Raw genomic sequence first — 14,348 nt, forward strand, 5'->3', positions numbered from 1 at the left:
TCTCCTAGCCAATCTCTATCGTCAGCCGCGACAGGCTGCCCGGCACAGGCCGCGCCAGCGCCAGCGCACCCATGCGGTAGGCGTGCGCGCGCCGTGTGGCCGGCAGCTCGGCGCCCGCCTCGTCCCGCACCCGCTCCACGCCATGCCCACGCGAGCTGACGCGATAGGTCAGCTCAAAGCGCAGGTCCGCCAGCGTCAGCTGCACATTGAGCCCATCGAGCACCGCCGGCATGACCGGGTCGATGACCAGAGCGCCCTGCTCCAGCCTCAGCCCGAGCAGCGAGTTGATGACCAAGCCCAGCGCGATGCCCGGGCCGCTGGAATAGATGCGCCAGCCGCCGTCCAGCGCCACTTCGCCGGCCAGCGCACGGCCGTACTCGGCCTGGGCAACGTAGCGGTCGGGGAAGGCGGCATCGGAGCTGGAGTAATAGCAATTGGCCTGGCGCCGGCTCGCGCTGGGCACGCGGTCCGTCAGCGCGATGGGATGCGCCAGCGTCAGCGCTTCCAGGAAAGCCTCGGCATGACCGAGCTGGGCCAGCATCTGCGCATAGCGCAGATGGGCATGCATGTACATGATGCCGATCTCGCGGCCGAAGAAGGTGCTGGTCTCGGCGCGCTGGAACAGCTGCGACGGGCCGCCGCGATAGGGCAGCGGCGCGTCGAACAGGCGGGCACCATCGGGGCCCTTCAGATGCTGCTCGATCAGCGCGGCCTGGATGGCGGCCTGCTCAGGGGTGAAGAGCTCGTCGATGACGGCATGCATCATCGGCAGCAGGCTGTAGCGCAGGCCGGTGCGGGTGTCGCGCGGGTGGATCCACAGCTCACGCTCGCCCTGCTCGGGAAAGAGGGCGTAGCCGGCGACGACATCGTCCTGCACCAGCAGGCGCTGGAACTCGGCGCGCACGCCCATGGCCTCGGCGGTCAGCGCAGCGGCGTCATGCGCTCGGCCGATCTGCGTGAAGGCCGTCGCCAGCGTATGCAGCATCTGGTGGTGCAGCGTGACCGTCCAGGCGCTGCAAAGGCGCTCGCGCAGTGCCGGGTCAGCCGGCTGCAGCGAGTCGTTCCAGTCGCCATGCCAGTAGGCGGCCAGCCCCGTGCCGGGCACGACGCGCTGGCGGATCAGCGCCAGCGCCTGCTCGACATGCGCCACCAGCGAGGCCGGCTCGCCGCGGTGGAAGGGCAGCACCTCGTCAAGCAGGCCGGCGTCGCCGCTGGCGATCAGGTATTGCGCCAGGCCCAGCAGCGGCCAGAAGACGATGTCACCATGCGAGTCGCCGGCACGGATCTTGGCCTCGCGCTCGAAGAACATGAACCACTGCGGCCAATCGCCATCCGGGTTCTGGTTGCTGAAGACACGCAGCAGCAGATCGCGCACCGGTGCGGTCTGGCCCAGGGCCAAAAGCATTTCCAGCGGCCCTTGGCAGACGTCGCGCGTGCCCCAGCCACCGCCGGAGTACTGCTCCAGGCCACGCGGCGACAGGTAGTGCACCAGGGCGTTGTGGACATACCAGGGCAGGATGTCGCTCAGCTGAGCCAGAACCGGGTGCTGCCAATGCGGCAGCGTCAGTGGCTGGACCGGTGGCGGCGCTGTCGCGATCAATTCGCCGCGCAACGTCAGTGAAAAGGCCTGGGCCGGCGAGAAATCGAGGCAGACCAGTGGCTCGCCGCGGCTGACGCCGTCATCAAACAGCCGGCCGTCGTCGCCGACTATGGATATGCCCGGTGCTTCGATGACCAGGCCGCCGCCGGGAAAGCGCTCCGCCAGCTCGCTGCTTTCGGGCGGCGTGATGCGCAGCCGGCTGCCACTGTGCTCCCACACAGGCTTGACGGGCGCGGCACCATCATCACCGCCCACGGCCAGATTGAAGCTGGCGCGCAGGCGCAACGCGCGGCCCCTGAGCACCCGCACGCTCAGTGCCATCGCATCCGGCGCGGCGCCGGCCGAGGCAACGACCTCGATGACGCCGGCGTCAAAGGCATAGAGCCAGCGGCAAAGCTGCGGCTGGATTTCGAAGGCCGACGGCAGGCCGAGCAGCAGCCAGTCGCTCACCTGCGGCTGCACGAACAGCCGCAGGCCGGCCGTGCAAAACAGGCCGAGCAGGCTGCGCTGCGTGGACAGCAGGCGGTTGATGCTGACGTGGCCCTGGGTCAGCATGGAATGGAAGACACCGCCCATCCAGCAGGTGGAAGTCAACGCGCCTTCGTCGGGCACGAGATGGTCTCCGCTGCGCAGGATGTGGCCGTGCGGGCGCTGCACCCGCAGTTCCTTGGCGCGCAGCACGACGTGGGTGGCCTCGCCGGTGAAGAAACTCAAGCGCTGGCCGCCCTGCCATTCCTCATGGCGGCGCTCGCCGGGGACGTAGGTGGCCAGGTCCTCGTCGCTGAAGTCTCGGCTGGCCAGCATCGGCGCGCTGGCGAACAGGCTGGTCGCTGGTGCGAGGCCTGGCGCGTCCAGCATGTTGGACGGCTGGGCCTCGGGCAAGGCCAGCAGCGTGGGCAGGCAGGCCAGATCGGCGTCGCTGCTGGCCTCGGGATGGTGGGCCTGCAACGCCAGGAAAAATCCCGTCGCCGTGCGCTCACCGGGCGCGAGCGGCAGGGCCCCGTCCTGCAAGGCGACCATGGCGTGCTCGTGCTGCAGGCGCTGACCCGGCAGCCCGTTCAGCAGGCCGGGGGGCAAACCGCCCTCACGCGCGGCGTGGCCCCAGACCTGGCTGGCGTCGGTCGCAAAGCTCTCGGCGCGGCGCAACGAACCGGCCAGCAGCCAGGGGTGCTTGCCAGCCTGCGCCTGGTTCTGGCGCGCGGCCAGCAGCGCGCCGTGGCCAGGGTGCCGCAGTGGCTGCAGGTCGATGTAGTGGCTGACATAGAACTCGTTGGTGCGCGCGGCGCCATAGTCGGCCAGGCCGACGTCCTGGACCAGCACGGGCGCGATTTCGCATGGCGTGTCGCGCACGTTGGCGGCTTGCAGATGCCAGAACAGCACGGGTTCGCTGGCGGCCAAACGCAGCTGCAGTCGCAGGGCCAGGCCGTCCCATTCCCCGCGCATCTCGAAGGCGTCTTCGTCGGCGTGAACGCTGAGCGGCGAGCGCGGGCCGAGCAGCGGCGCGACGCGCCAATCGCCGCCCGCATCGCGCCGGCGCAACCAGATATTGGCCGGCCCGCCTTCCAGCTCGTTGCCGGGGAAAAGGTTGAGCATCAGCGCCGGCCCGAACATCAGGCGGCGCAGCGCGCCGTGGGACAGCAGCTCGACCTCGAGGCCGGCGGGGTTGCTAACAGAGTGAACAGTCATGTTTGCTTCTGCGCCAACAGCCAGGGCAGCAGATCGGGGTCTCGATAGGCGGGCGTCCAGGAGTCGTGGCCGACACCCGGGTAGATGGTCAGCGACGCCGTGCCGCCCGCCGCGCGCAGCGCTTCGACGCAGGCGATGTGCGGCGCCAGCGGCACGGCCTGGTCCTTGTCGCCGTGATAGGCGCGCACCGGCACGTTGCGCATGGCGGCCACCTTGGTCGGGTCACCGAAGCCGCACACCGGCGCGATGGCGGCGAGGTCGCGCGGATGGGCCGTGGCCCAATGCCACACGCCGTAGCCACCGAGGCTCAAGCCCGTACCGAGGCAGCGTTGCGGGTCGACATTCAGGCGTGCCTTCAGTCCCACCAGCAGCTTGTGTAGTCGCTCGGGGTCCCAGCGCGCACCATCTTCGAGCTGCGGGCTGACGATGATGAGCTGCTGGTTGACACCGCGCGCAGCCCACGACGGCGGGCCGTGGATCTTGACCTTCTCCAGGTCGGTGCCGCGCTCGCCGGAGCCGTGCAGGAAGATCAGCAGCGGCCAGCGCTCGCTGCGCTGTGTGTACTCGCGAGGCAGCGATACCCACATGCGCTCGCCTTCAAGCTCCCAGGCGCGCTGCTCGCCGGCCGCAAGTCCTGGCGGCGGTGGGGGCGGCAGGGCCGCGCAGGCACTGAGCAGCGCAGGCGCCGTCAGCAGAAGTTGGCGGCGGGAAATCGTCATGGCGTGGGCTCCAGCTGGATGGTCACGGCGTTGGCAGGCAGGGGCAGCTCGCGGCCCTGCCAGCTCAGCCCCTGGGACTCGACGTTAGCGCGCGGCAGCGGTGCGTCGCCAGCCCAGGCCAGGCGCAGCTCGCCGGGCAGGCGTTCGGGGCGGCGGTCGATGTGCAGTGTCCAGCCGCCATCGGCGCGCCTGAGCAGGCGGTAGTCGAGGCGGCCCCAGGCGGTGGACAGGCCGGCCACGCCGATATCGCCGGCCTGGCGCCAGGCCGGCGACAAACCCGCGCCGAGCACGAGGCTGCCGGTGGATTCACGCTCAAAGGCCAGCAGGTCCAGCGCGGCGCGTAGATAGTCAGACGAGATCCAGGCATGCGGCATATCACCGAGGAAACGGGCCTCGCGCGCATCGGGCCGCACCACCTCGGCCCACTGGTTCCATCCCATCGGGCGCTGGTACGTGAAGAACCAGGCCAGCAGCCGGTGCGCTTCATCCACCCAACCCAGGCGCACCAGGGCACTGACATTGCGCAGCTCGTAAGGCGTGTAGTCCGCCCATGGTTTGCGGCCGCTGATGCGGGCTTCGGCCTCGGCAACGTAGCGGTCAAACGTGCCGCGCAGCAACTCGGGTGGCAGCTTGTCAGCCTGGGCCGGGTTGAGGGCCATGGTCGTCGACGTCGCGTCGAAGTCGCCCCGATCGGCGGCACCGGCGATATGGTCCAGTTTGTAGTGCTTGGCCGTCGCGGCGATGGATGCATTCAGGTCGGCTTCGAACTCATCACGCGACACCGCCCAGCGCACGGCCTGTGCGGTGTCGCCGAGAGCCTGGGCGATCTGCACCGCGTCCTTGTAGCCGCGCAGGGCCCAGAAGTCGTCCCAATAGGAATAGGCCGGCTTGTCGGCATAGCCCTCGTGGCTGATGGACGGCGGCATCAGCCCTTTGAAGCGCGCGTCTGCACCGGGTTTGCGCTCACTCTGGCGCCGCGCCTCCATCCACGCGACGACGCGCTGTACCTTGGGCCGGTGGCGCTCCAGCAGCGCGCGGTCCTGGGTGTGACGCCACAGCTCGGCCACGGCGAACAGGTACTGGCCGTGGCTGTCGTTCTCGACGACGGGGTCGGCGCCGCGCCGGTCAACGCAACAAGGCACCTTGCCGGATTCGAAGATGTAGCCGCCGTACCAGTCGACAAACTCGCGCGCGGCCTGGGCTTCGCCCATGCGCACCAGGCCGGCCACCATCATGGCGCCGTCGCGCACCCAGGAGCGCGCATAGGAGCGCGTTCCCGGCCGCAGCGCCGGGCCGTCGCGAGACACCAGGATTTGCGCCAACGCGCTGCGCATGGTGTCGGCAACAGGCTGGGCCTGGGGCGGCAACACGAGCTCCAGAGCACCCAGGCGGTCGCGCCAGTGGGCGGCGGCCACGGCGAGGCGCGTGTCGAGGGCGCCGGCATCGCCGCCCGTCACCCAACCAAGGCTGCGCGCCTCGCCGGGTGCGAGTTCGATGTCAAAGCGCATCAGCGCCGAGGGCAGTTGTTCGGCATCTGCCAATTGCGTGAGCGGCGGCGCCTGCAGCAGCGTGGCGAGGCCGGGGCCGGCACTCCATGATGCGGCACGCACTTCGGCAGGCGCCTCGCGCGGCTGGATGGTCAGCCCGGCCGCGGTGAGCTTGCCATCAGCCCAAGCCAGCGTGGGCAGCGGACTGATGCCGCCCTGGGTCGACAGGAACTGCTGCGGCGGGTTGACCTGCCAGGGGCGCAATGCCAGCAGCAGCGAGTAGCGCTGTGGCTTGCTGGTCGGGTTGCGCAGCGTGTAGCGGGCCAGCAGCTGCGGCGCCTTGGGCGGCCCGTCGGCGCCGGCTTCAACGCGCAGCTCGACGTCTGCATGCCGCCATTGCACGACCGGCAAGGCGTGTTCGATGAGGCTGTGCTCGGTGCGCACCTGGGCCCAGGTGACGAGACGGCCGTCCGCGAGCCTGATGACGGGCTCGATGCTCGGGCCACCGCGGGTCAGCTCGATGGCACCGTCTTCGCTGACCAGGCCCGAACGCTGAGCGCCGCCATCCACGCCGGCGACGGTCCAGTAGTTCTGTTCGCCGAGGAAGGCGCGGGGCAGGTCGCCACGCGGCAGCGATCTGGCTATTTCGGCGACGGCGGCATTGCGGTCGGGCCAGCGGGCTGCATCCCGCAACTCCATCTCGGGCGGCTTCTTGCCCTCGTAGCGCAGCCGGATCCAGCGCCATTCCTGCTCGCCGAGAAACAGCGCGCGGCCGGGTTGGGTGGACAGCGTCTTCCAGCGCCGGTTGTCGTCGGAGACTTCGACGCGCGTGGCCGTGCCGCTGGCAAACCACAGGCCGTTGAACTCGCGCAAGGTCTGGAAGTCCAGCGTCATCTCACTGGCACCCAGCCTGCGGCGCGGCTCCGGCCAGGCTTTGGGCGCGGGCTCGCGCGGCTCCATGCCAACTGCACCGACGCACAAGGCCCCTGCCCCGCCGCCCTGCTGGCCGGCGACGACGACGAACTCGATGAACTGGCTTCGCCTGAGCACCCGGTCTTCGGCGGGCCCCCAAGCGAAGGCGACATGGCGGCGCTTGAAGCGCATCTCGGTCAGCGTGTCGGGCAGGGCCAGCGCGGGGCGATTGATCCACCAGACGTTGTCGCCGCTGGCGTTGACGAACTTGATCTGCACGTCATTGCCGGCGCCCTTGCCCTTGAGCTGGGTGGTCAGCGCAAAGTCGGCCGGCCAGTCGAGCGGCAGCTCGCGACGCAGTACGGCATAGCCCGACACGCCGGCAAAGTCGTAGTCGAGGCAGAGGCTGTCGTCACGGGCGTCCCGGCGCAAGCTTGCTTTGACCTGGTCCGAGGCGGTGACCTTCCACGGTGCGGCGTTCTTCATGTCGTCGAGGACGGCGGCAGCGGTCAGCTGTGCCGACAGCATCAGTGCGAGGACAAGCGCCTTCATCACTTCACGCTTCCCATCAACAACCCCTGCATGTAGTACCTCTGCAGCGCCACAAACAGCGCCAGCACCGGCAGCACCGTGATGACCGCCCCGGCCATCATCAGCTCGCTGTCGTTCACATGCTCCCGCGACAACGCAGCCAATGCGACTGGCAGCGTGTGCATCTCGCCGTCGGTCAACACGATCAACGGCCACATGAAGTCGTTCCAACTTCCTAAAAAGGCAAACACCGCCAGCGTCACCAACACCGGCTTCAACGTCGGCAGCACGATGTTCCAGAAGATGCGCCACTCCCCTGCCCCATCCAACCGAGCCGCCTCCAGCAATTCATCCGGCACCCCTCGCGCGTACTGCCGCACAAGGAAGATGCCAAAGATCCCCGCCATGCTCGGAATCAACACGCCGATCCATGTGTTCACCAGGCCCATGCCCTTGAGCATCAGGAACAGCGGCAGCATCGCCACCTGCCCCGGGATGACAAGCGCCGCGATCAGCAGCCCGAACACCCGATCGCGATGGCGAAAGCGCAGCTTGGCAAACGAGTAGCCGGCCAGCGTGTTGAAGCTCACCGACATCAACGTGCTCACCACGGCCAGCCCCAGGCTGTTGACGAAGGCTCGCTTCAAGCCACCGTCGCCGAGCAACTGGCGGTAGTGCACCAGCGTCGGGTCGTGCGGGACCAGCGGCGGCGGCAGGCTGGAGGCGCTGCCGGCCGGCATCAGCGACACGCAGACCATCCACACCAGCGGGAAGGCCGCCAGTGCAGCAAAGGCCCACAGCAAGCCATTGATGAGCAGGGCCTGGGGCTTCATGCGCCCTCCCCCGTCAGCCGCCGCTGCAAGGCAATCAGGCCCTTGCTAACCACCACGATGATGACGAAGAGCACGAAGGCCACCGCCGAGGCCAGGCCCAGGTTCCACCACTTGAAGCCTTCCTCGTACATCAGGTAGAGCACGCTGACGGTGCTTTGCAGCGGCCCGCCCTGGGTCATCACATAGGGCTCGGCAAACAGCTGGAAATAGCCGGCCGTCGTCAGGATGGTGACCATCAGCAGCGTCGGCGCAATGCTGGCCAGCGTGATGTGGCGGAACTGCGCCCAGCTACGCGCGCCGTCCAGCCGCGCGGCTTCGTACAAGTCATGCGGCACGGCCTGCAGGGCAGCGATGAAGATGATCATGTTGCCGCCGAAGTTCTTCCAGGCGGCGAACAGGATGATGGTGGGCATGGACCAGTGCGGGTCGCCCAGCCAGTCCACCGGGTCCAGGCCCAGCGACTGCAGCGTGTAATTCACCAGGCCGTACTTGACGTGAAAAAGATAGCGCCAGATGACGGCGACGGCGACCAGCGTGGTCACCACGGGGGCGAACAGTGCGGTGCGCAGCAGCGGCTTGAAGCGCACCAGCTTGCTCTGCAGCAGCACGGCCGCGGCCAGCGACACGCCGATGGACAGCGGCACGCCAAGCACGACGAAGTAGAGCGTGTTGCCCAGCGCCTTCCAGAACAGCGGCAGGCTCAGCACGTGGACATAGTTGTCCCAACCCTGCCAGCGCAGGTTGCGCAGGTCGGCCAGGGCATAGATGTCGAAGTCGGTCAGGCTCAGGGCCAGGCCGGCGAAGACGGGCACGCCGAAGAACAGCGCGATGACGATCAGCGCCGGGGCAGCGAAGGCCCAGGCGGCGAGGGACTCGCGACCACTGTGCTTCATGCGGCGGTCTTTCGGTCCAGCATCCAGCGACGCTTCTCGAGGATACCGTCGACGAGCGCGTCCAACGCACGCACGGTGGTGTCGAGGTCGGTCACGCCGTGCACGGCGCGCGTGGCCGCGAGCTGCATCTCCTTCTCGATGCGCTCCCATTCCGGCACGGCCGGCGCCGCGCGCACACGCTCAAGCTGGCGGCGGAAGGCGGCAGCGTGGCGATCCTCGGCCAGCGTGGCGCCATTCAAAGGCAGCGCCCACGCGCTGCGCCGGGCCGGCAGGTCGCCCGTCAGGCGGTAGAACTCGAGCTGCACGTCGGGCCGGCTCAGGTAGCTGATCAGCGCCCAGACTTCGGGTTTGTGGCGCGAGCGCTTGAACATGGCGAGGCTGGCACCACCGGCGATGGAAACGCCGGGGCCGTCCGGGCCAGGCAGCTCGGCGGTGATCCAGGCATTGGCCAGTTCGGCCGGCAGGCGGCGCTTGAACTCGCCGATGTCCCAGGGCCCCGACATGTAGAAGGCGAAGTTGCCGCGGCCGAATTCCTGCCAGAGGTTGCCGATCTGCACCTCGCTGACACCCGGCGCCTCGCCACGCTGGAAGCGCTCCAGGTAGAAGCCCAGGGCGGTGCGAAAGCCCGGCGACGAAAAGTTGCCGTAGCGGCCGCCGTCGCGCAGCACCTCGCCCGGCTGCTGCAGGGCCAGGGCCAGCAGCGGCGCGGATTCGTTGGTGGGCAGCAGGATGGGCTTGTCCATGCCGTGCTGGCGCAGCTGAGCCAGTGCCGCGCGCCAGTCGTCCCAGCTGACGGGCATGGACGGGATGCCGGCCTTGGCCAGCAGATCCTGGCGCACGAACAACAGCCGTGTGTCGACATACCAGGGCAGGCCCACGCGCTGGCCGGCGGGCGCGTTGGTGGCCCAGATGCCGTCGAAATAGTCGCCTGCGGCCAGCGTCGGCGTGCGCGCCAGCCACGGCTCCAGCGGCGCCAGCGCGCCCAAGGCCTGCATCTCGGGTAGCCATGTGTTGCCGACCTGGGCGAGGTCGGGCGTGGCGTCGCCTGCGAAGGCGGTCAGCAGCTTCTCGTGCGCAGCCGTCCACGGCAACTGCTCGACCTTGACGCGCACGCCGGGGTGCTCGCGCTCGAAGCGGGGCATCAGCTCGGCCACGACCTCGCTCTCGCGGCCCATGGCCCAGAAGCGCAGCGTGGTCATGCCGCTGTCGCGTGCGCAGCCGGTCAGGGCGGCGGCGGCCGTAGCGGTGAGCAGGTCGCGGCGGCGCATGTCAGCCGAGCCAACCCCCGGTGAAGCCCGCGCGCTTCAGGCCCCGGACCAGATGCGCGTTCTTGCGCATCGCCTGCCACACCAGCTCGCCTCGATGGTTGCCCATCATCGCCAGCAGCGGGCCCTGGTCGATGCCGAGCATGTCGGTGTCCACCCAGCCCTTGCCCGGCTCGATGCGGCCATGCGTGAGGCGCACGTCGGGGAAGTTGAAGCTGGGGTTGAAGGCATCCCAGAAGCCGTAGCGGCCGAAGGTGTGGGGATGGCGCGCCTTGATGGCCATCAGCGCCGGGATGACGATCTCGGGCGCGAAGGCGATGGAGCTGCCGGCCGCGTAAGGCGCCAGCGTGCCGTCGTCATGCAGGCCCATGCCGCGGCCGGCATAGCTGATGAAGCGGCGCTTCACGGTCTTGCCAACGGTGGTGGTGTATTGAAGCGAGATGTCGGCCGGGCCGTCGCTGGCGCTGACGCCCCAGACCTCGGTGCTGTAGCCCTGCCAGCCCAACGGGTTGGCCTGGGCATAGGCCTGTTGCACATAGGTCGCGCGGCGCGAGTTCTCGAAATAGTCCAGGCCCTTGTCACGCATGTAGGCGTCACGGATGCCGCGGAAGTCCACCCAGCAGTGGGTGAACTGGTGGCCGAACAGTGGCGGGAAGCGCAACAAGGTCTGACCATAGCTCTCGCCCCAACTCTGCTGGTCGTAGGTGCTGGTCCAGGCGTCCCAAGCCTCGGGCTTGACCGGATGGGTCGGCGAACCGAGTGCCAGCAGATAGACCAGCATCGCCTCGTTGTAGCCCTTCCAGTCGCTGCGGATGAAGCCCTTCTCCGGCGACCAGCCGTGGCTGATGGACGGCGGGCGCACCTGGGCCCAGGTCCAGTCGACGCGGCCATAGAGCTCGTCCGCCAGTTTGCGGATGGCGGCCTCGTCGGCATGTTCGCCGTCAAAGAAGCTCTGGGCATGCAGGGCGCCCATCAGCAGCAGAGCCGTGTCGACGGTGGAGAGCTCGCAGCGGTCGAAGCGCAGGCCCTCCTTCATGTCGAGGAAGTGATAGAAAAAGCCCTTGTGGCCCGCCACGCCGGTCTTGCCCGGGCCTTGGGGCAGGCCGGCGAAGAAGCGCAGCGTCGTCAACGTACGCTGGGCGGCCTGCGCTCGCGTGATGTAGCCGCGCGCCACGCCGACGGGATAGGCGCTCAGCGCGAAGCCGACGGCGGCGATGCTGGCGAATGAAGGGGTGGGCCAGCGGTCGGGCGCCAGGCCCGTTTTCTCGTCTGTCGTCTCCCAGAAGAAGTCGAAGGTGCGGCGCTCAAGGTCCGCGAGGAAGGCGTCGGCGGCTGGCGCGGGCGCCTCTGCCCAGCTGGGCAGGTTGGCGGCCAGGGCAAGGCCGGCGCCGTGGGCCAGGACGGCGCGTCGGGTCAGCAAACTCATGGTGGGGGTGATTGTGGGAGCCGGCCGGGCAGCCGACTCCCGAACTTCTGATCAGAACGTGTAGTTCACGCCCAGCTTGAACTGCCGCATCGAGCCGCGCACGCCAGTCTTGGTGTCGAAGTGGCCGTTGTCGCCGCCGAGTGCGTTCTGCGGGGGCGTGCTGGGGCCGCCGACCCAGTCGTCGTAATAGCCCCAATTGGCGGTGTTGAACAGGTTCAGCACGTCGGCACGGACCTGCAATTCACCGCCGTACACCTTGAAGTTCTTCGACAGGGCCATGTCGAGCTGCTTGAAGGTGTCGGAGCCGCGCGCGACGGCCCTGCAGCCGGTGGGACCGTCAAAGCCGGTGTGGCAGTCCACCACGCGTCGCGGCTGGCCATCGCCGACGGTCAGCTTGCCGGACAGCTGCATGCCCCAGGGCAGGCGGTCCATCAGCCCGCCGACGACGAGGCGGTTCTTCTCCGCATCCTTGGCCGGGTGGAAGCCGTGCACGGCCTTGCCATAGGTCCAGTCGAAGATTTCATCCGACCATTCGTTGTTGGTGGTCTGCGCGTTGGTGTGCGTGTAGGCCACGGTCATGCTCCAGCCGCTGGCCGGCGTGTAGGGCTTTTCCAACGAAAGGAAGATGCTGGTGGCCTTGTTCTCGCCGACGAAGTCGCCCAGCACGATGGTGCCGGAGTTGCGCGGCGCGCCACCCCAGAACGGGTCGACGTTGTTGGCGTTGCCGAAGCCGCCGTTGGGGTCGCGGTTGCCGTTGAACCAGAAGAACTGGTTCTTGGCGTGGATGTTCGACACCGCAACGTCCATGTTCCAGGTGCCCAGCGCCTGGCGCACACCCAGGCTCATCTGGTCGGCAAACGGCATCTTGAAGTTGTTCTTAATCATCCAGATCTCGCCGTTGGGCGCGGCGTTCTTCTGCAGTTCGTCCAGCGCGTTGTTGGCCATGCGGCGGTCGTAGCTGCGGCCCCAGCCGCCGTAGACCACGGTGGCCTTGTCGCCAAGCACGTCAAACGACGCACCGACGCGCGGCGCCAGCGCGCTCTTGTAGGGCTTGCGCGAGCTGCCGGTGGAGATGTAGTCGGCGATGTTGATGCCGCCCTTGGCCAGCGTCTGCACATAGGTCTGGCCGGCCGGCGCGGTGATGCCGGCGACGGTGCGTCCGTCCAGCGCGTTCAGCGTGGCGATGCGGTCGGCCGGCGTCACGTAGCTGTTGTTCAGCATGTTGTCTTCGTAGTCCCAGCGCGCACCAATGTTCAGTTCGAGCTGCTTGCTGAGCTTCCAGTCGTCCTGCAGGTAGATGCCGTACTGGTTGTTCTTGAAGCTCGCCGAGGCGGTCGGGATGGGCAGGCGGATGTTGCACTGGTCGCTGGACAGGCCGCTGCTACTGACGTTGGTGCCCGTGCAGGCGAGGCCGTTGAAGTAGGGCTGGCCGGTCGTCGTGTTCAGCACGGTGTCGATGGCCGCCACGCGGAAGGCGGTGCCGCTGAGGTCGTACTTCATTGCCTTGAACTGGACGCCGCCCTTGATGACGTGGCCCGTGAGGCCCGTGTAGCTGAGGTCATCCTTCAGGTAGACACCACTCTGGCGCCGGTCCTGCGCGTTGGGCGAGCCGCCGGTGAAGAAGACGTCCTGGACGTTCTTGATCTCGTTGGTGGGCGAGTACTTGTAGCGTACCAGCGGGTCGGTGGAGTCCGACTGCGGGTTCCATTTCGAGCTTTCCCAGCCCACGCGCGCCTCGTTGAGCCAGCTATCGCCGGAGTACTCGTGGGCGAGGTCGACGCGGTACTCGTTGTTGTTGTTGTTGATGGCCGTGCTGGGTGCGAAGCGGTCACCGTCGACCGAGTAGCTGGTCTCCTTGCGCAGCGTCATCGACAGGTCAAGGCGCTGGCGGTCGTCGATCTCGGCCGAGAGCTTGCTGAACAGCAGATGCTCCTTGAACTGGCCCTTGAACGAGCCCTGCTGCGCGGCGATGGACGGCACGATGCCGGGATTGGTCGGGTACTTGTCCAGGTTGGACGCGGTCAGCTGGCGCGGCTTGTCGATGGACTTGCCGTCGTAGGCGACGAAGTAGTGCAGTGCGTCGGGCTTGATCGCACCGCCGATGCTGAAGCCGCCTTCGATCTGCTTGTACGAGGGGGGATCGATGTGATTGGCCTTGTCCTGCTCCTGGATCGGGCTCAAGGCCGTCCAGTTGCTACCGGTACGGTTGAAGTAGACGCTGCCATGGGTCTCGTTGCCGCCGGACTTGGTGACGGCGGCGATGGCGACGCTGGAGACCTGGTCGAACTCGGCCTTGTAGTTCTGCGTCAGCACGCGGTACTCGGCGATGGCCGTCTGCGGGAAGGGGTTGCCCTGGCTGGTGTCCTGGCCGGTCAGGCCGCCGCGCAGGATGTTGTTCTTGTGGCCGACGCCGTCGATGAAAACGTTTACAGCGTCAATGTTTTGGGAACCCCCGCGCAGCCGCGTGTTGCCGCTGGCATCGGTGTCGAAGCGCACACCGGGCGCGAAGTCGGCGGCGGACAGGAAGTTGCGGGTGGCCTGCGGGATGGCCTCGATCATCCGGTTGGATACCGTGGTGCCAACCTGCGAGTCGATGACGCCCTGGCGCTGCGCGCTGCCCTGGATGACGACGGTGCCGAGCTTGGCGTCGGTGCTGCCGAGGTCCAGCGTCGCGTTCTGGCCGACCGACAGCGTCACCTCGCTGCCGCTGCTGGCACCGCCGACGCGGATCTCGTAGGTGCCCGGGTTCAGGCCCAGCAGCACGTAGCTGCCATCCGGCAGGGTCTTGGCGCGATAAATGCCGCCGGTGCTCTTGTTGACGGCGATGACATCGGTGCCGGCGGGCGCGGTGGTGCCCGCAGCGCTGATGGTGCCGCGTACGGTGGCATTGGACGACTGTGCCGAGGCCGCGCCGGCCAGCGCGAAACAGACGGCCGTGGCCAGCGCCTGGCGGCGCCAGGGCGTGCGTGTGGATGGCTTGCTCATAGGTCCTTGTC

Annotated in this window: 8 protein-coding genes; all 8 read right to left on the reverse strand. The window is 68.1% G+C overall.

Features of this window, described 5'->3' with window-relative positions; genetic code table 11:
• Positions 1–4: 4 nt before the first annotated feature.
• The 8 genes from ASC95_RS25755 to ASC95_RS25790 are packed head-to-tail and all read right to left on the reverse strand — an operon-like array spanning position 5 to position 14,337.
• Positions 5–3,286 carry a GH36-type glycosyl hydrolase domain-containing protein gene (locus ASC95_RS25755; protein WP_057300565.1) on the reverse strand — a complete coding sequence of 1,094 codons (3,282 nt, stop codon included), beginning with the start codon at positions 3,284–3,286 and terminating at the stop codon, positions 5–7.
• Positions 3,283–4,005, reverse strand: coding sequence for a dienelactone hydrolase family protein (locus ASC95_RS25760; protein WP_082568125.1), 723 nt, complete (start codon positions 4,003–4,005; stop codon positions 3,283–3,285). Before ASC95_RS25760 ends, ASC95_RS25755 begins: the two co-directional genes overlap by 4 nt.
• The gene (locus ASC95_RS25765; protein ID WP_057300566.1) at positions 4,002–6,956 is read right to left on the reverse strand and encodes a hypothetical protein; all 2,955 of its coding nucleotides are present in this window, start codon (positions 6,954–6,956) and stop codon (positions 4,002–4,004) included. The genes ASC95_RS25760 and ASC95_RS25765 overlap by 4 nt, the downstream gene beginning before the upstream one ends.
• The gene (locus tag ASC95_RS25770; protein WP_057300567.1) at positions 6,956–7,768 is read right to left on the reverse strand and encodes a carbohydrate ABC transporter permease; all 813 of its coding nucleotides are present in this window, start codon (positions 7,766–7,768) and stop codon (positions 6,956–6,958) included. The genes ASC95_RS25765 and ASC95_RS25770 overlap by 1 nt, the downstream gene beginning before the upstream one ends.
• A complete protein-coding gene (locus tag ASC95_RS25775) occupies positions 7,765–8,661 on the reverse strand; it encodes a carbohydrate ABC transporter permease (RefSeq protein WP_057300568.1) in 897 nt (298 codons plus the stop codon). The genes ASC95_RS25770 and ASC95_RS25775 overlap by 4 nt, the downstream gene beginning before the upstream one ends.
• A complete protein-coding gene (locus ASC95_RS25780; RefSeq protein ID WP_057300569.1) occupies positions 8,658–9,929 on the reverse strand; it encodes a sugar ABC transporter substrate-binding protein in 1,272 nt (423 codons plus the stop codon). The genes ASC95_RS25775 and ASC95_RS25780 overlap by 4 nt, the downstream gene beginning before the upstream one ends.
• Position 9,930: 1 nt before the next feature.
• Positions 9,931–11,352, reverse strand: a complete 1,422-nt coding sequence (locus ASC95_RS25785; protein WP_200960206.1) for a glucoamylase family protein — start codon at positions 11,350–11,352, stop codon at positions 9,931–9,933.
• A gap of 51 nt (positions 11,353–11,403) precedes the next feature.
• Entirely contained in the window at positions 11,404–14,337 is a 2,934-nt protein-coding gene (locus ASC95_RS25790) for a TonB-dependent receptor (RefSeq protein ID WP_057300570.1), read from the reverse strand.
• Positions 14,338–14,348 lie beyond the last annotated feature (11 nt).

Origin of the sequence: Pelomonas sp. Root1217 (assembly GCF_001425705.1) — a bacterium.
In the GTDB taxonomy this organism is placed as follows: domain Bacteria; phylum Pseudomonadota; class Gammaproteobacteria; order Burkholderiales; family Burkholderiaceae_C; genus Pelomonas.

Bases quoted from the DNA above. Each gene is read 5' to 3' on its own strand.
- ASC95_RS25755 (WP_057300565.1), bottom strand. From the start codon at position 3,286: ATGACTGTTCACTCTGTTAGCAACCCCGCCGGCCTCGAGGTCGAGCTG.
- ASC95_RS25760 (WP_082568125.1), bottom strand. From the start codon at position 4,005: ATGACGATTTCCCGCCGCCAACTTCTGCTGACGGCGCCTGCGCTGCTC.
- ASC95_RS25765 (WP_057300566.1), bottom strand. From the start codon at position 6,956: ATGAAGGCGCTTGTCCTCGCACTGATGCTGTCGGCACAGCTGACCGCT.
- ASC95_RS25770 (WP_057300567.1), bottom strand. From the start codon at position 7,768: ATGAAGCCCCAGGCCCTGCTCATCAATGGCTTGCTGTGGGCCTTTGCT.
- ASC95_RS25775 (WP_057300568.1), bottom strand. From the start codon at position 8,661: ATGAAGCACAGTGGTCGCGAGTCCCTCGCCGCCTGGGCCTTCGCTGCC.
- ASC95_RS25780 (WP_057300569.1), bottom strand. From the start codon at position 9,929: ATGCGCCGCCGCGACCTGCTCACCGCTACGGCCGCCGCCGCCCTGACC.
- ASC95_RS25785 (WP_200960206.1), bottom strand. From the start codon at position 11,352: ATGAGTTTGCTGACCCGACGCGCCGTCCTGGCCCACGGCGCCGGCCTT.
- ASC95_RS25790 (WP_057300570.1), bottom strand. From the start codon at position 14,337: ATGAGCAAGCCATCCACACGCACGCCCTGGCGCCGCCAGGCGCTGGCC.